12 protein-coding genes are annotated in these 18609 nt (G+C 36.0%); 4 read left to right on the forward strand and 8 right to left on the reverse strand.

The features are described from left to right. The coding region (locus F597_RS21145) for an ATP-binding protein (protein ID WP_044060366.1) at positions 1 to 151 on the forward strand (151 nt) is incomplete at its 5' end. A 552-nt stretch (positions 152 to 703) separates the two neighbouring features. On the opposite strand, the gene F597_RS0117425 is transcribed toward F597_RS21145, so the two are convergent. The 8 genes from F597_RS0117425 to F597_RS0117460 form a co-directional block, all read right to left on the reverse strand. Beyond that, complete coding sequence (locus F597_RS0117425; protein ID WP_019541037.1) at positions 704 to 3700, reverse strand: anti-phage protein; 2997 nt, start codon at positions 3698 to 3700, stop codon at positions 704 to 706. A gap of 560 nt (positions 3701 to 4260) precedes the next feature. Continuing rightward, positions 4261 to 5577, reverse strand: coding sequence for a hypothetical protein (locus F597_RS0117430; protein ID WP_019541038.1), 1317 nt, complete (start codon positions 5575 to 5577; stop codon positions 4261 to 4263). A gap of 34 nt (positions 5578 to 5611) precedes the next feature. After that, the gene (locus tag F597_RS21150) at positions 5612 to 6130 is read right to left on the reverse strand and encodes a hypothetical protein (RefSeq protein ID WP_019541039.1); all 519 of its coding nucleotides are present in this window, start codon (positions 6128 to 6130) and stop codon (positions 5612 to 5614) included. 177 nt (positions 6131 to 6307) lie between these two features. Beyond that, complete coding sequence (gene drt3b / locus F597_RS0117440) at positions 6308 to 8530, reverse strand: antiviral reverse transcriptase Drt3b (protein WP_019541040.1); 2223 nt, start codon at positions 8528 to 8530, stop codon at positions 6308 to 6310. Further along, positions 8527 to 9942: an antiviral reverse transcriptase Drt3a gene (gene drt3a, locus F597_RS0117445; protein WP_019541041.1), complete on the reverse strand. Its 1416-nt coding sequence runs from the start codon at positions 9940 to 9942 to the stop codon at positions 8527 to 8529. Before drt3a ends, drt3b begins: the two co-directional genes overlap by 4 nt. A gap of 178 nt (positions 9943 to 10120) precedes the next feature. Then, positions 10121 to 10552, reverse strand: coding sequence for a hypothetical protein (locus F597_RS0117450; RefSeq protein WP_019541042.1), 432 nt, complete (start codon positions 10550 to 10552; stop codon positions 10121 to 10123). Between the two features lie 2 nt (positions 10553 to 10554). Further along, the gene (locus F597_RS0117455) at positions 10555 to 11214 is read right to left on the reverse strand and encodes a trypsin-like peptidase domain-containing protein (protein WP_019541043.1); all 660 of its coding nucleotides are present in this window, start codon (positions 11212 to 11214) and stop codon (positions 10555 to 10557) included. 268 nt (positions 11215 to 11482) lie between these two features. Further along, positions 11483 to 11896, reverse strand: coding sequence for a helix-turn-helix domain-containing protein (locus F597_RS0117460; protein ID WP_019541044.1), 414 nt, complete (start codon positions 11894 to 11896; stop codon positions 11483 to 11485). 815 nt (positions 11897 to 12711) lie between these two features. Between F597_RS0117460 and F597_RS21155 the strand changes: the two genes are divergently transcribed. The 3 genes from F597_RS21155 (at position 12712) to F597_RS0117480 (ending at position 18587) form a co-directional block, all read left to right on the forward strand. Next, positions 12712 to 15873: a SusC/RagA family TonB-linked outer membrane protein gene (locus F597_RS21155; protein ID WP_081624411.1), complete on the forward strand. Its 3162-nt coding sequence runs from the start codon at positions 12712 to 12714 to the stop codon at positions 15871 to 15873. 43 nt (positions 15874 to 15916) lie between these two features. After that, positions 15917 to 17770, forward strand: a complete 1854-nt coding sequence (locus F597_RS0117475; protein ID WP_169337997.1) for a RagB/SusD family nutrient uptake outer membrane protein — start codon at positions 15917 to 15919, stop codon at positions 17768 to 17770. A 136-nt stretch (positions 17771 to 17906) separates the two neighbouring features. Further along, positions 17907 to 18587 carry a DUF3823 domain-containing protein gene (locus tag F597_RS0117480; RefSeq protein ID WP_019541048.1) on the forward strand — a complete coding sequence of 227 codons (681 nt, stop codon included), beginning with the start codon at positions 17907 to 17909 and terminating at the stop codon, positions 18585 to 18587. Positions 18588 to 18609: the final 22 nt, after the last annotated feature.

The following is an 18609-nucleotide window of genomic DNA, read 5'->3' on the forward strand; positions in this document are numbered from 1 at the left end:
CAAGTCACCCAGCCAGTGGGCGGAGACACTGGATGATGAAGTGTTAGCCACAGCCATCCTGGATCGACTGCTATATCGTTGCGAGGTGATCAGGTTCGAGGGAAACGGTTACCGTATGGACAACCGGAAAACTTTCCTTGAGAAAGAATAAAAAAACAGTTGAATACAATAAAAAAAAGATAGTTAATGTAATGTTAAACCTGTACATTGGATATTGCCAAAAGTTGTACACTCAACATTGCCATTTTTTGTACATTGTAAATTTGCTAATTACAAACTCTTTTATGAACTTTAAAAAGGATATAAAAAATATGGGGTTCACCAAATGCTTACAATGCTTTTGGGTGTCCCTGCCATCTAGATTCATGTTTATCTTTGTTTTGAAAACATAAACACTCAAAAGGGGAAGACCTTCGGCACCCGGGCGGGGACAGCATACCGGAGTGGCTGGTTGTGGACATTCCAGCATGTTGACCCCTGCAAGTCTTTAAGAATAGAGGCCTGCCTGGGGCAGTTCTACAGAGAGGTCAGGATGAAACGGAATTTACAGCTATCTTTGAAAATCGGGTTTTGCTGTCTCTACAGCAAAACCCTCCGTTTCTTATTTACACAAATTTTGGACACTGTCGATAAATTACACGGCTGAAAATGGGAGTATCCCACCAACCTAACACAGCTGGAGGGATACTCACTCAACCCTATTTTATTTACTTAACATTTTCATTTTTAATGAATTAGCTATTTGCTGTTTTTCCTTATAATCAATGTGATTATTATATACATAAGCTCTTGCCCTTGCTCGAAGAATTGAGAATGCTACATGATTATCCTCAAATTCCTTAGAAAGTTCTCTGAGTTCTTTTATAGAAAGTTTACTATATGCACTTTTGATACTAAAGGTTACTAGTTTTGCGGCTGGCGTATTTATTTCTTTAGCCACTTCATCAAAAATGTCTTTTAAGTCTTTATTTCCAACACAATATATCATTTTAGAGAAAATCCCTATACATTGTTGAAATGTCATATATTGGAAGAATTTATTTATTTTTTTCACAATTTCTTGATTACTATCCCCCTCTTCTATTCTATTTTTGAGAGACTCTATTAATTCATTTTGAGTGAATTTACTTATTTCCCCAAAAAAAGTAATAGTTCTAAACGCTGTATAATATAGTTCTGTAATAATCTCCTTCAGTTTTTCTTTATCAATAGATCCTTTTCTGTTTTTTACTATTTGTCCTACAATCTCGATAGCTTTAAGTGCATGAGACATTTCTTGTACTAACTCATTCGCTTCTTCTTTTTCTATTTCATTATCTTGGTTAGCATTTTTTTTCTCATTTATCCTATCACTCTCTTCTAGATTTTTTTCTCTTTCTTTTTTGGGATCCCTATTTGCTTGTATAATATTTGAACTAATATCCCTTACTATGCCTTCAATTTGATTATAATAGTCATCATCTTTGTGTAAAGTTATAGGTGTGTAGTTGTCATAGGGTGCCATTAAGGAAAGTGTAGCCTCATCAATAAGGAAATCGTCTTTAGAATGATGTGTTGTCAAAACTAATATGTTAGCTGCTTTTTCATCTGATAAGTTGTTACATAGATCTGTAATAATTCGCTTACCTTCTTCTTGATGAATTAATTCTACTAATTTTCTAGAGATTAAAAAGTAAAAAATATAATTATACCTAAATTTATAATCACCATCATCATCCTCTGTTAATATGTTTGATATTATAAGATTATCTTTTATTTTTGTCAGGTTTTTTGCTACATATTTTTGATTGTATAGCCTATAAAACTCATCCAAATAATTCCCACTAAAAGAATCCATATTCGTTTGATATAGATTAAAAGCTAGTTCCGATAAAAAATTGAAATAAGAATCTATGTCTTCATTTTTTATTTTAGCTTTATCTGTTAATGCAACGTATATCAGTGATTGATAGCAATAACCTAAAGACGTTTGTTCTAAATTGTGTGGTGTTGCATATATTAGTGTTTGGAGTATTGATAGTACATATACCGGATAGGATGGTATTAATTTATTGCCTAACACTGTTTGGATCTGATCAAAGTGTATTTTCGTTTTTTCTAAGATGATTTGGTCTGTATAAGTTTGAGGAGATTCGTTCAAAAGATGATATTTCTCAATTAACTCATTTCTTTTTTTGTATCCCAAAGGTTGAATATAGTAATAATTTATTTCTTTAAATTCGGCATTTAAAGCAGAAGAGAAAGTAAATATTGAAGTCGTACCTATAATAATTTGACTAAAGTGTAATTGCAGATTCTTTATAATATTGATTAAAGTTGCAGCATTATATGTAAAATTCTGTAAATTGTCAATTATTAATATTTTTTTCTCTTTATCATATTGTAGATAAGCTTCAAAATCAGCAACTTCATATTGTTCCTCAAATAATTTTTTTATTGTCTTATTCTCTTCATATTTCATTAAATTTTTTGCGTCCAAAAGGATTGGGTACTTGTATTTATCTAGAAAGTTTAAATATAACATATTTAATAAACTTGTCTTTCCAGATTGAGCATCTCCTTCTAGACTAATAATAGGCCTACTTTCTTCTAATAATCGCTTAGAATTATATACATCATCGATTCTTTTTTCTTTTGTAGATATTCTCTCTAAGTCAGGGAAAACAAAGATATCCGATAGGTGGATATTCTTACGATTTTCGAACTTTAAAGGTAAATCTAGTGAATCCAACTTATCAATAAACCCTTGTTTCGGTTTGAAAGTTTTATCAATATTTTTAGCTCCATTTATAGAAAAGTTATTTTCAAAGTTACATATATATTTATCTTTATCCCAGTTATATTCTTTAATTATTCCACTTTTTTCTAAAATATCAATGACTATGCTTTTAAAACCTGAACTTTTCTCATCTTCGCTTTGTAATGCTTTTCCTGAGATGTATATTGTTTCTTTCTTTGTTTTGAGATCTTGATTTTTAATATGTTCTTCTTCGTGTTCGTGCCCGTATATAAGTATTTGAGAATTCTTCTCCAAGTGTTGAGTGAATGCCTTTCTGTTATTTGGTTCAGTATTAGGTGTAAACCAATTTAACGGATGATGAAATATCGACAAATTTAAAATATTACCTTCACAAGAAAAATCATCTGGAATTTTAGTAAGAGGAAAATACATTTTTCCAACATTTTCCTTTATGCTTGACATCCATGCCGTATTATAACAGGTGAACTGAATATAGCTACCATCTATTTCTCTTTTTATTTGGTACACGAGTTTATTAGAAGGTATCTCTCCTTTAATTTTTTTATAAAATGTCCAAAAATCATCCTGCACCTTAATACAAGTATCAATTATACTATTATCTTCATTGTATTTTGCGGAATGAACATTATCTATTATAATATCTCGCACTTGGTTCGGTTCGTGAAAATTACAGTCATGATTTCCTGGCACAAGAATATATTCAAATGATGTATCTTCGATAAATCTTTCTAGGGAATTTTTAAATTTCGTAAGTATTGTCTCAGCCTCATTATATCCTTTCCCTTTATTTGCTATATCTCCAGATATAATAATGAATATCTTGTCTATCTTACTAAAATCTAAATGCAAGGCTGATACTATTCCAGCAATCTTATCTTGAATCCAGTTGTTTGTTTCTTTGATGTGTAAATCTGTTAAATGAATTATGCCTATTTTCATCAATTTATATATTTTATAAGGTTGTTACAGGGTAAATGACTGATTAATAATTCTGTGCTGGTCGTTTATTAAAAAATAATAGGTTGATAATATACATATTTTTATATTTTGCTCCATATTAAATTAATCGACTCAAAATTAAATATTTTATTCTAATAAACAATATATGTTCCATTTTATATTCTCCTATTTTTACAGTTATATATTGCTTGTCCAATTTGTGGGGACTGGGAGTTGGTTTTGAACAAATTTTAATTATTTTTACCGAGAGGATCAGGTTATAAACAGAACCCTTCAATTACTATTTACACACTTAATGGGATAGTGTCTCTCGGGGGCTTACACAGTTCCTGGAATACTCCCAAATCATAACAGGGATGGTTGCAGAAGTGTGGTATTCTCGTACATTATTTTTAGTTATCCTTTGGTAAAGATGTAAGTACTTGGGGTATTTCCCCTTTATTATTCGGCCGAAATGCATCTATCTCAGAATTCAACACCACCTCATCCCTAGGTCGTATGGAACACTCAGAGTAATATCTATTATCACACGTCTTTATTTATTGCATATCAAGAGGTAAAGAATTTTGTATAATACTTTTGTTGTATAATCGATATATTTTAAGAGATTCTGTCATAAGGCATACTCCTTCTTTTAACCATTGTTTGTTTCTGCAATCTTTTGTCATTTCGATCTTCGGTGTATCTTCTGCATATAAAGATTTTAAACATTTATCATACATAGAACATTTAGGATCATAGATTGGGTATTTTGTGATGTCAATTTTGGGTGAAACTCGATTGATAACCATTTCCAGTCCTCGTAAAAACGCAATATCCTTATATGTTGATTCCCCTGTTGGAAGTTTTGCCATTAGTGTAAGATTCTCTGCCTCAGCTAAAGGTAATCCGTAAAAATCAAGTAATAATTGGATTGATTTATCTGATGTTATATCGGTTTCATACAGTAGTTTCAGTAAGAAACTTTCTCCGCTCTCAATTTCTAATGAACAATTTTTAAAAACCTTAGAAAAATATTCTAAATCACCTCCAATAGCTGATTCTATAGTTGATTGATAATCTGAAATAAATTTCAAAGAAAGATCTTTTACTGTTCTGCATTTGATATGATGTAATTCTGATTCTTCCAACATATGTTTATACAGGGTAATGCCAGTCATTCTTGGATTTTTACGTACAATATCTAATACTTCAAAAAAGCCATAAGCTGGATTATTATACATTAACGAACATAAGCATATACTAAATAACATTTTCTTGTCATCTGCAAACTCACGAAGATGGTCATTACATATAATCTGAACAGCTTTATATGGAATTTCTGAATGCTCTGTTGTTGCATCGAAAAAAGATTGGAAGATATGTGACATACTTTCTATGATACACAAATATCCGAAAACAAATTGCTCCGTTTCTCTTGTTTCTGTATTGACTCCTAAAACATCAACGCCAGCCTTGTTATTTTTTGCCTTTAATATATTTATTTGATCTATCTTATTAATTGAAATTGATATTCCTACACTCCCCTTTAAAACTTTATATTGTTCTATCAGTGTATCAATCACAGGATAGAGTGGTCTGATATTTAGTGGTATTTCAATAGTGTCATTTTTTGCAAAATATTCTCTGCAAAATCCATAATAATTATTATATATTATTCCATATGATATTCCGAATATAGTGCTTACAAATTGCAAGTAATGTAAATATTCGTGCATGAAAGTTCCTTTAGTTGCTGCATCTAACTTATGTACTTCTTCATCTACCATTTCACTATAAATATACATGTGAAAAAAATTAGTTTCACATTTACCTCGTTTTTCACCATCTCCAATTATATCCCAAAAACCATTCATATCTTAATCTATTAGTTAATGAAGATTCATATCATTATATACTTTGAATTGTCACTTCAATTTTTTCGCCTTCAATGCAGCCAGTACACTTTAAGGGATTGAAATCTTCCAATTCTTCATTGCTTTCAATATCATATGATTCTGATGCTGGGCTATCTTTTATTGAATCTAATATTTCTTTTACTTCTTCAAAAACACTTTCTGGCAGTTCAGAAGACATATCGAACCGCTTTCTACTTCCTCCGACATACATATAATCGAACAAATTTGGATAATACTTCTTTATGTCTTTTCCTTTCTCTTCATACAGCTCAAAGTGAGCAAAAGCAATTATATTCCCTCTTTTTGTAGAACCTATTACTTTAGGTTCTAATCCGACCCAATTGATTTTATATTTTATATCAGTATGGCCTTTCCATGCAGATTTTCCTCCAATCCCTATCACGGCATCATAGTTCCAGTTTCGAATTTGTCCCATACAATCCTGAATTCCAAATATTCCTCTTTCATCAGGATCGTGTTTATGTGTTCTCTTATAAATTAAAACTCTCATATTTTGTTTATATTAGGACATTATATGCAATCATTAGTGGACACTAATGAGGTATTTACAAAACTAAAAATACCCCAAACTCCAAAGGTATTTTTATTGTATCTCCTCAAAAGAAGAAAAATGCACCGCTATGTGTGTAAAGTATTTGAAGTTTGTTGCGGAACACTATGTCTTTGTCTATGAATAAACTTCTTGAGAAACTTTGGCGTTAATTTCATAATTCAAATTAAAACCTTTCCATTTTATGAACCATGATTTCTGTTTCATGGCATATTCTATTATTTCTCCCTGTTTTAGATTATCTTCAACTCCAAATTGAGCTAAAACTTTTTTCTTGAAGGTGTTGTCTAAGTGAGGACAAGACAAAATATCCATTTTTAGAAGAATTAATTCGGTTGAGATATCTCTTTGCTGCTTGTCGACGTCTTTGATTTTTTTCAATATAACCTTTTTCAGAAAATTCAAACTCTCTACATATTCCATATTGTCAGAATAGTAGTACAAAAGTACCGAAATTAATAGCATATTCCAAAATGTATATTCTTTTATATCTCTTTCTCTTAAATCTTTTTTTACACATAAATACTTATTGATTGTGTCGTCTGAAATTGCATATCCATTTCCCATTTCCTTAAGGGCAAGTAATAAGTAAAATGCCTCTAATTGAGAGTTTTGATTAAATGGAGTTGTCTGCATTACTAAATTGATTTCGTCTTGAATTTTCTTAAATACAATCTCTATATTTGATTTGTCAAAACGAATAACCTTTTCCTTTTTCAATTGATAATTATTTTTGAGGTATAGTATTACTACATTAAGTATTGATAATACTTTGAGAGTCGTGTTAATGCGTTTGTTATTCGAATACAAAAAGAAAACAATATCTAAGATGTTGACAATAAAATTTGTTAGCATCTTCTCATCCTGCTTTCTAAGTTTAATACACTTATCTCTTTCTTCAGAAGATAAATTGTCACTATGTTTTGCAAAATAGGAAAGATACTTGAATCGGCTATCAAATTTCTTGAGTAATGTTTCAAGTTTTGAACAAATCTTCGCTAATGAATAGTTAATCAAATTCTTATATTCAACCCCTGATTCTTTAATAATTACTTTGTATTTGGTATTAAAAAGATTTGGACTTATATATAGACTTCGCTTCTCAGATAACAATTCCCGAAGTTTTTCAATTTTAAAATTATTTTCATCCTTCTCTTCTACATTAATTATGTCCTTTTCTTCTTCATCCGAATCCTCAGAAATTATTTCATTTTGAATTTTAATTTTTAAATTTTCAGAAAATAGATTATCTATTTTTTGTTTTGCTAAAGTAATGTCTGTAATAAAGGGTTTTTCAAAGAGCGTCGTTTTGGCGTCGCTTATTGTTAATTTGTATTGTCGTAAACGTAAAGTAAACTGTTCTAAAATATGATTTTTGGTTGCTTCATCATTATAAAATAGAAAATAATCATCAACGTAGCGATAACACTCATAATCTTTATTGAGATATTTTTCTTGTGAGATCATATAATCCTCAACGTCCTTATCTACTCTTTGTAAAATAATCTCTGCGAAAATCCTTGAAAACTCGGGACCAATAACAATACCATTTGTTTCTCCAAAATTCATTTTCTGCATTAAATCGTCAAATTCATTTCCAAATGTGTCTTCATATTGTTTATTGTTCCAAGCATTTTTACCCTGTTCTATTCCTCCCAATGTCGCCCAAAGAATAGAATGTGTGTAGATGCTGTTGAAGCAATCTTGAATATCAAATTTCAGCAACTTATCAAACTTCTTCTCTGCCCGTTGATAACGATAATCTTCATAGAATTTGTAAATGTTACTGTATTTCTGATAGCTAAAGTAGGATTTTAAGTTTTCATACTCATTCATGTATTCTTCTTTACTATCTACTTTTCTACCAAGTAATTGTTCGTGTAACCTGTCTTTGTAATAAAAATAACAAGCGACCTTGTCCGGATGACGAATTGAAAAGTTACTCAAACTACAATGATGTAAGATTAAGTACTTATATTTTTCATAAAACTCAACCATTTGAAGTTGATTGAGGGGATGTATAATGGTTAATTCCCTGAATTTTCCTTGCTTATGGGCTATTCGATAAGAGAAGGGAACTCTGATTTTTTGTTTTTCTATATTTAAAGAACCATCTGTTTTATTTGCGGAAATTCCCAATAATAGCTTAAGAGACTCGAAAGCCTCATCAGGCATATTCTTATCCCAATAAAGGTTATTATCTGCCGTTTTAATCTTGTATTTTATGAGGAAACGATAAAAGTGTCGATTTGAAAAAATTAAAGGTGTTTCGTATGGCAGAACATCTGAAAAGATAACTCTTTCCTTTTTATATTTCAGTTCAATCTTTTTCCGTTTCATTGTAAAATCTTTTTTATCGTTTTCATTTCATCTTTCGAGAAAATATGGTACGTTCTATCCTTAAAACCTTTTTCAAAAATTACATTTCTGTATATAAAATTCTTTATTTTCTGTTCATGTAGTTGTTGTATACTTTCATTCGGAAACAGTTTGTTATAAAGAGATAGTTGTTGTGTCTTTAAAAAATCGTCAAGTTCAAATATATCGTTATAGAACTCTTTATCCAACAAGTAATTAGAGTGAAATATGCCTGTTTTAACTCGGCTTTTCGCACCACTTAATTTTGTATTTGAGCATGAAAAACGTAATGCTAATAGAAGGTCCTTTTTTGCATTTTTGATCCCATATTTATTAGTATTATTAAAGTTCTGAAAGCACTTTGTTATCCGATCTCTTATTTTTTCTTTTTTTGCATCCGATAATCCAAATAGCACACTTGTCTTATTTCCGTTCCTTTTTATGTATAACGCGTAACCCAAATAAGTGATAATTTTTTCATTCATATTTGGTACAGATAAATCTAATAAACTGCATTTATCATCACCATTATCCTTTAATGATAAATTTTCTCTACTAACAATATCTTTTATTTTGGTAAAATAACTATCAATATCTTTTTTGGGTAGTTTTGGAGAAATGATAATAAATATATCATCAACGTAGCGGGCGTAATAAATGACATCCTCCATATTTCTGATCTGGTTGTCAATATCTTTCATATATAATTCGGAAAGATAAGAACTAATTCCGACACCTCGCGGAACCCCTTTGTCGATATCAATCTTCTCAGGATCTTTTTTTCTATTATAATCCTCTATAATTTGCCTAATAAATTTCTTTGACTGTGTGTTCAATAGTGTATTGTTACTGATTTTCCTTAGCAACTTATCTTGTATAATGGATTCAAAAAATTTTGATACATCAGTGCGAATTATATATTTGGGACTGCTGTCATTTAGTAATAACTTTATTTGAGATAAAATTAGATGTCGACTGCTTTGCTTTACATTGAAAGTTTTACGAACATTATATTGTAGTTGTTTTATGGCGAAAAAAGCCTCTCTTGTGTCCTGAATTATAAAAACATCATTCTCTGTTGGTAATAAATCAAATTTAAAATCCTTACTATTAATCTCCTTACTTATTTTTTCTAATTCATCATGTCGTATTTTCTTTTTCTCTAGTATTAATTCCTCCTTTTTCTGCTTATTTTCTATTAGTGTCAACTTTTCCTCTTCAGTCCGATCTTGTGATTTTTTACGTTTAATTTGCGTACTTTTATCATGTAACGATTTAATTTGGTTAAGAATACCTTTGTACTCTGTTCCTAAATATTCTGTGATAGTGTTTTTCCGATTTTCAATATCATAGATAGTTTCAAAGTTATCTGCTGTAAAAGACTGATCTAGCATTGTATCTGCTTCTTAGTTTACTAATTTTATAATAAAGAGAGTTTATTTAAAGACAGATATTGTTATTCCTCCGGTCAAGAAAGCTTCCGACAAAATCTCTCCTCTGTCCTTCGAATTATATTCCGGTTCTGTTCAACATCGGTTTCATTGCTTGTCCTACAGACACGACGACATAGGGTTATTGGAATTTATAAGTATTACAAAAGACATTCAGTCCAGCCTTAAGAATTATTGCAATTGATAAGACAACAAATGGACTACATAAAGCTGCAGCAAATCCCAGTTCGTTTCCAACAAAATTTGATACGCCAGCAATTATTATTTGCGTAGTGATACCTCCTTCTAATTTCAATTGTTTTACTAATTCAGTTTCAGGCGAGTCGTTACAAATCAATTTAGCTACTTCCGATAAAATTTTTTGAAAAATACTTTTGTCCCAATTATTTATACCTTTTGCCGTCATTCCAATGGCGGGCATGCTGGAAATTTCAATTCCTATTGTTTCCAAAGGGATTCCTGATAATTCTAAGTTGTAAACGGCTAATTTTAAAGTCGGATCCAGGCTATCAATAAAATCCGTATATTTAAATTGTTCAAGTATGTTTTTCATTATTAAAATGTTTTTAGTGTTTCATTAATTATAGAACTAAAAGTCACATAAGTAACGTTGGTGTCACTAGCTAATGGAATATCTCCAATTGAGACTACATTAGGAGGTGCCAAGGTTCCTCTAACTACACCACATAAAGATCCATCAGATCTTTTAACAACAGCAGATCCAGAACTACCTTGCAAAGTTTGATGAGAAATAATTAGTTCGTCAATTTTAATTGTCTTCATAAAAATTCTCCTGCCTTTAGCCGACACATTTGTTATAGAGACCGTTTCTAAAAAAGATCCAAGAGTTGAATAGGGGTACCCTATTACAAGAAGTTCTTCACCAACCGAAATACCATTAAAGTCTATATTTATCTTAGGGAATGGCACCTGAATGTCAGTTGTTCTTCCTTTAAAGAATGCTAAGTCGTGAATTGGATCAGCTTTGATCATATCTACATCAATTGCTTGAATACTATCAATTGGATATTCTTGAATTGCAGCAATGTTTCCGGAATGTGGAGGTATCCCTATTTTAAATTCTGTACATTGTCCAATTTGATGTAATGTGGAAACGAAAATGGGAAAACTGTCTTTTTGTCCTACGAGAACTGAGCTGGCTAAGAGTCTGTCAGTGGATGCTAAAGGTAGTACTATGGCCATAATATTTTGCATTTATTTTTCATTGTCGTTATTTAAACTTAGGCATAACGCTTTATTTACACAATAAGGATGGAAGAGCTTTGAAATGACGGAAAACCTTTCTACGCACCTTCTCAAAATGTTTGGGCAGGGAGAAACCGGAATCTTATTTCTTGTCCTTTAATAATTGTTCCAGAAGAGCGCTTTTTTCTTTTTCCAGTTCGAGCATCCGTTCGTAGAGGGCGGTTTTTTCCTTACTCAGTTCGATGATTTGCTCAATTGGATTATATGTCCCCAGTAATTATTTCTTTTCTCCCAACAACTTTTCTAATAGCGCGATCTTTTCCTGCTCTTTTTCCAATAATCTTTCAAAAAGTTCCGCGATCTTATCTATTGGGTTATTGATAATATTATCTCCGGCAATATAATTATAAGCAGAGCCTGAGTTATTGTCGATCCTATTATTCTCAATAATCACCGTTACCGGATCTTCTTCCAGTTCTTTGATCAGTTGGGGAGCTACGTTCAGGGCTTTGGCTAATTTATCAATTATCTCATCTTCCAGCACTTTTTTCTGTTCGAAATTGGAAACGCGTGCCTGGGTGATTCCCATCATATCAGCCAGGACTTCCTGCTTGATTCCTAAAGAGTGACGAATGCGCTTTACGGCATGTCCGTGATGTGTATTTTTGAAGGTCTGCTCTTTTGTTTCCATTTTTTATTTGTTTTTCCGTGTTATATGGCAAAAATAGTGATTTTCGGTGATATACTTATAATTATATCCGGAAATTGCATAATTATACGCCGATTTTGTTTGGTTATTCACAAAAAATCTTTTTTTCTTTGTCATTGTATTACTTTTTTTAAGAATAGTTTTTTCTTGTTCACTATGTAATCGGCTTATAATAATCTGATTGCCTGTGTAGGAAATTGAATCTCATAGAGAGCGAATCTCTTAATTGTGTAAATATTAAGTGAAAAATCACCAATCTGTTAAAAATTACCCTATGGATCCATAACAAACTAAAATGAATTATTATCTTTGTATCGTTAAACTACGGTACGAAGTAATATAGCGCTTTTTTTGATCTCCATAACGAATCAGCAAAATTCTAAGCAAAAGGTCAAAAAAATGGAAGCGCCCTTAGCAATAAGGGCGTGGACATTGTCATATTCTTTTGCGATGGCTTATTGCTGAGCCAGTTATGGGGAATAGCGACAATCGTCCGCGCCTCTTTTTTATATCCCGCATATACATTAGAGTTTATCGAATAAGATTTCAGATGCCTGATTTTCAGTAATCTTATTTCTTTATCAATAGAGTATCAATACTTCGCCAGCACGATTGCCCGTTACCGCACCGGGTTTCAGTTACCTGAAAACTCACTCCTCTTTCAGCCGGCGTTCGCCGGAAATACCTGTTTCATTTTTCAATAAATGCCGATAAGCATTTGCCGTTGTAGCGACTCAGATTCACTGTCGGCCTGTAAGGATAGAGCATATCCTTAATACGTATTTAATTTTAATCGCATGAATAAGACATTTAAAATCATTCAATTGCCTCAATGGGGCAGGGTAGGGCTATCCCTTACCATCCAATTCATTTTTGTGTTTGTATTATTGGGCACGCTCAATGGTTTTGCCAGTAACTATGTTCCCGACACACAAACTTCTTTGGGCGTACAACAGCAAAAAAGACAGGTTTCGGGAACCGTATCGGATGTAAACGGTGAAGCTGTTATCGGAGCCAACGTGATAGAAAAAGGTACCACGAACGGTACCGTTACCGATCTCGACGGGCATTTTTCACTCACCGTTGCGGGTGACGCTGTATTACAGATATCCTATATCGGCTATCTGGAGCAGGAGATCAGCACTGCCGGAAGAACTTCTTTCGATATTGTATTGCACGAAGACACGAAATCGTTGGATGAAGTGGTGGTCGTGGGGTATGGAACGCAGAAGAAAGTGAATTTAACGGGGGCACTGGCTTCCGTCGGCCGGGAAGAGATCAAGTCAATTTCCACGGCTAATCTGGTGACAGGTTTGGCAGGGAAGCTTCCGGGGCTGAAAGTGACCCAGCGAACCGGGGAGCCGGGTTCATATACTACTTCCTATGATATCCGCGGGTTCGGTGCTCCTTTGATTGTGATGGACGGAATAATCCGCGACGGAGCTGATTTTGCAAGGCTCGACCCTCATGACATCGAAAGTATTACAATCCTGAAGGATGCTTCGGCTGCTGTTTACGGGATAAAAGCCGCCAATGGAATCATTTTGGTCACTACGAAAAAGGGAGAAACGGGAAAACCCACGATTTCCTATACAGGAGCCTATGAATGGCAGAGAATAAGCAATACTCCCAAAGTGGGAACGGCCTATGAGTATGCTGTCCTGACCACTGAAAATGAAATCAATGGCGGAAGAGCGCCCGGCGAAACAACGTATACGCCCGATGACCTTCAGAAATTCAAGGACGGGACTTATCCCAGTACGGATTGGTATCATGTTGTCGCCCGCGATTTTACTACGTTGAGCAGGCATAACCTGAATATTTCGGGAGGAAGTGACCGGATCAGATATTTTACTTCCATAGGGTATTTAGGTGAACAAGGTCTTTGGAAAAGCGGTGACCTCAATTATCATAAGTATAATATCCGGTCAAACGTTACCGGGAAAATCACCGATGAGTTGGAGATCCAGGTAAATCTGGATGGTATGCTTGAAAACAAGAATGAACCGGGAGAGGCTGCATGGAACGTTATTAAATTCACATGGATGAACATTCCGACTTATTCCGTGTACGCGAATGATAATCCGGAGTATTTGCAGGATATGACCTATCCGTGGAATCCGGTAGCCATGACAACGGCCAGCATAGGAGGATATACAAAGACCAAAACCAAGACTTTCCACGGAAATATGGTTTTGAATTATGATGTGCCTTTTATCAAAGGGCTACAGGCCAAACTTACATACGGATTCTATAATAAAGACTGGTTCCAGAAAGCGTGGCGGCAAAAATACTCGACTTATGATTATGACAAAGTAAACGATGTGTATATCCTGAAAGGAACCCAGAACAGTCCTTCGAACCTCAGTGCGAATTACTATCCGACAGAGATCACTACGTTTCAGGGACAACTCACCTACGAGAAGACGTGGAATGAAAAACATACTATTAAATCATCGGTTGTCTTTGAGGACAGGTACGCGAAGAATGATAACCTGTGGGCCAGAAAGGAATTTGCTATCGATATAGACCAGTTCTTTGCCGGTTTATCCAAAAATGCGCAGGTTAATTCAGGAAGCCTGTATGAAGATGCGAATCAAAGCCTTATCGGACGGTTGAATTATGATTATTTATCCAGATATCTCTTCGAATTCGCGTTCAATTACAGTGGTTCATCCAAATTCCCCAAAGGTAAAAGATGGGGATTCTTTCCTTATACTTCCGCAGGATGGCGCATATCAGAGGAGGAATTTTTTAAAAGGGTTTTTCCTGTTATTTCCAATTTGAAGGTGAGGGCATCGTGGGGAGAAATGGGAGATGACGGTGCTTCTTCTTTTCAGTTCCTGACAGGATATAACTATCCTGACAGAACGTATGTGATCGATGACCAGGTCATACCGGGCCTCGGGTTCAGGGGAATGCCCAATCCCAACATCACCTGGTATACCGTCACTACAAAAAATATAGGGCTTGACCTTGATATAAAAGACGGATTGCTATACACGCAATTCGACCTTTTCAGGCGGGATCGCACCGGACTATTGGCTACACGCACCCTGACTATCCCGAGAACCGTCGGGGCCGATTTGCCGCAGGAGAACCTGAATGAAGACATGCGGAGAGGATTCGAACTGGTAGTGGGACATGCGAAAAGAACAGGTGACCTGAGATATGACATTTCCGGGAACTTCACGTTTACAAGGGGCAAGCCTGTGCATGTGGAAAGGAATCCGGACGGGAACAGCTACCTCAATTGGAGAAGTAACCCGGTCGGCCGTTGGGATAATCAGACATGGGGTTACCGGTATATCGGCCAGTTCCAATCGGAAGAGGAAGTGCTTACCTCTCCGATACAGGACGGACAGGGAAACAGGACGCTGCGTCCGGGTGACCTGAAATATGAGGATGTGAACAGGGACGGGATCATTAATTCTCTCGACGAAGTGCCGATTGCCCGGAGCCATATCCCTGAAATAAATTATGGATTGAATATCAACGCATCCTGGAAACAATTCGACCTGAATCTCCTTTTTCAGGGAGCAGCCAATTTCAACTTTCAATACATAGAACAAATGAGGGCTCCCCTTCCGTGGGGACGGAACAGCCTGAGCCAGTTTATGGACAGGTGGCATCATGAGGACATATATGACGTGAACAGTCCGTGGATCCCGGGTAGGTTCCCCGCCACAAATTATCCGCCGTCCAACAACTGGAATTCCGAGTTCTGGTGGCCCGATGCGTCGTATCTGAGATTAAAGAATGTTGAATTGGGATATGCCATCCCTCAAAATATTTTAGGTAAAACCGGCATTCAAAGCGCAAGGATCTTTGTGAGCGGGTTCAACCTGTTTACATGGACGAAGATCAAATATATCGATCCGGAGCAGGATCCGAACACCTATAATTACCTGTATCCGCTAATGAAAAATTACAATATGGGTATCAATGTCACATTTTAAATTTAAGACGAATATGAAAACAAGTATCAATACATGTGAATTTATGGAAAGCCGAAATAAATACATCCCCGCTTCGCACGATTACATAAAACCAGCCTGTTTTCGGAAGGGAAAGAAACCTATAGCTTGCATAATCCTGTTATTGCTCGGGGCAGGTTTTTTCCACTCCTGTGACAGCCGGTTGGATATCGCTCCTATCAACATCCTGACGGAAGAGCAGATCTTCCAGAGCGAATCGGCGATTGACGCTTACATGGTCAGTTTATATGACAGGATGCAGATGGAAGACCTCACTTTCCGTACCGGGGCAGGGAATTATCTGGCCCATAATACGGATGAAGTGATGCATCATTTCACGGATGAAAAAAGCAGCATTATCGATGGTACTGGCACCCAATGGTGGGGATACGATAACGTGAGAAACGTGAATGACCTGATGGAAAAACTTCCCAATTCCATTCTTGGTGAAACGAAGAGGAAACAGGTATTGGGCGAAGCCAAATATATCCGGGCTTATTACTATTTTTCGATGGTAAAAAGGTATGGTGGAATTCCCATCATCAAGAATGTGCAGAATTTTACCGGTGATAACTTGGAAGAATTGCAGGTTTCCAGGGATAAACATGAGGATGTGTACGATTTTATTGCCAACGACCTGGATAGTGCTGCCTTGTTGCTGGGAGAAACAAATTCCAAAGGTCGGGTGAACAAATATGCCGCCCTTGCGCTCAAATCGCGGGTCATGTTGTATGCCGCATCGGAGGCGAAATATGCAAGTGTCCAACTCGACGGGATCATCGGTATACCTTCGGCAAGCGCCGGTAAATACTGGCAGGCCGCTTATGATGCGGCGGAAGCTGTCATTGCTTCCGGAAAATATGAATTGTATAATAAGAACCCTACGGATAAGGCCGCCAACTTTCAAATGTTGTTTTTAGATGAAAACAACCCGGAAGCCATTTTCTCGAAATACTATTCTTATCCCGATAAAGGGCATTTCTACGACATGTTGGTACTTCCTTTCGGGGTAAGAGGCCCTGAGGGGTATGGTTCAAATATGGGACCGACACTGGAATGCGTGGAACAGTTTGAATATATCGACGGGACACCGGGCACGTTAAGGATCACGGATAGTGCGGGAAATCCCATTTATTATGCAAACCCTGTCGATCTGTTTAAAGACAAGGATCCCCGTTGCGTGGCATCGATCATTGTGCCTTTCAGCGAATGGCAGGAAACGGTCATTGATGTGCAGGCCGGGATATATGACCTTGGTCAGAAATATGAAGCCGGAGATTACAGTGCCTTGTATAACGTGGAAACCCACCAGCCCGATAATATTAATGGTACACTGCATATCGTCGGATTAAACGGCTTTGGCGGGAACGAAAAGACCCAGACCGGTTTTTATGTCAGGAAATACCTGGATGTGAATCAGCCACGGTCGCGGGCTACCCAAAACGGTTCGGATCAGGCATGGATCGACTTAAGATATGGAGAAGTGTTGTTGAATTATGCGGAAGCCGCCTTTGAATCAGGTCGGACGGAAGAAGCTAAATGGGCGGTCAATGCCATACGCGAACGTGCCGGGATCAGGCTGCTTGAGGATCAGGAGGTCACCCTGGAACGGATCCGCCATGAGCGGATTGTGGAACTGGCTTTTGAAAATCACCGATGGTGGGATTACCGGAGATGGCGGATTTCCGATGACATTCTGAGTAACACCCGATTCCATGCCCTGAAACCCTATTATGATGTGCAGGCCGAAGCCTACCGGTTTGAAACCGGAATCGCGGGACGTTTTCCCAAAACATTCCCTGTAAGGGCGTATTACGAACGGATCGATCCGGGGGAAATTACCCGGAATCCCAACATAATCCAGAATCCGAATTATTAACCCTTCAAGTTTCGCATGAATATTTAGAATGTATGCGACTAAAGCTACAAAGGGTCACAAAATATTGTCACACGAATGATTTAGTTGCAATCATACAACTTACGAAACTTGAATTAACCCTAAAAAATTTACTTCGATGAAATATAAAAAGATACTATTCCTGTTGCCGATCCTATTGTTTTTTGCAGCATGTGAAATTGATAATTATGATGAACCGGATGGAGGGATCTACGGAACACTGACGGACAATATAACTAACGAGCCGTTACAATCGGAACAGCCGAATGGATTTAACATCAAGCTGTTCGAAAGGGACGGCCAGATGAATTCACCCATTATCTTCTCGGGTAAACCGGACGGTACTTACGAAAATGCATGGATCTTCCAAAATGAATACAAGGTACTTCCTACGGAGGGCGCCTTTTTCCCGGTTGATACCATTACTGTAAACGTAGGTGCCCGTACGGAGTTGAATTTCACGGTAACTCCATTTCTTGCGGTTGTCGATGCTTCGGTGCAACCCTCGGCAGGAAAGGTCACCGCGAGTTACGGCATTGCACGGTCGCGGGTGGGGGATAAAATCATTGAACGGAAAACGCTCGTGTCCAAAATACCGACGGTGAATAATGCCATATATAATTGGAAGCAGGATACGAACGTGTCGGGGATAGCCGATGAGGCTCTTTTAGAAGCTTCATTCACCGATGAGGTAACAGGTCTGCCTTCCGGGAATTATTACGTCCGTATCGCTGTCACGACCAATAATGCTTTGAAAAGATACAACTATAGTAAGGTCTTCGAAGTGACAATTCCTTAGCGTTGTGTTTCTTTTGACTTTC

The sequence above is a fragment of the Proteiniphilum acetatigenes DSM 18083 genome (assembly GCF_000380985.1).
Lineage (GTDB): Bacteria > Bacteroidota > Bacteroidia > Bacteroidales > Dysgonomonadaceae > Proteiniphilum > Proteiniphilum acetatigenes.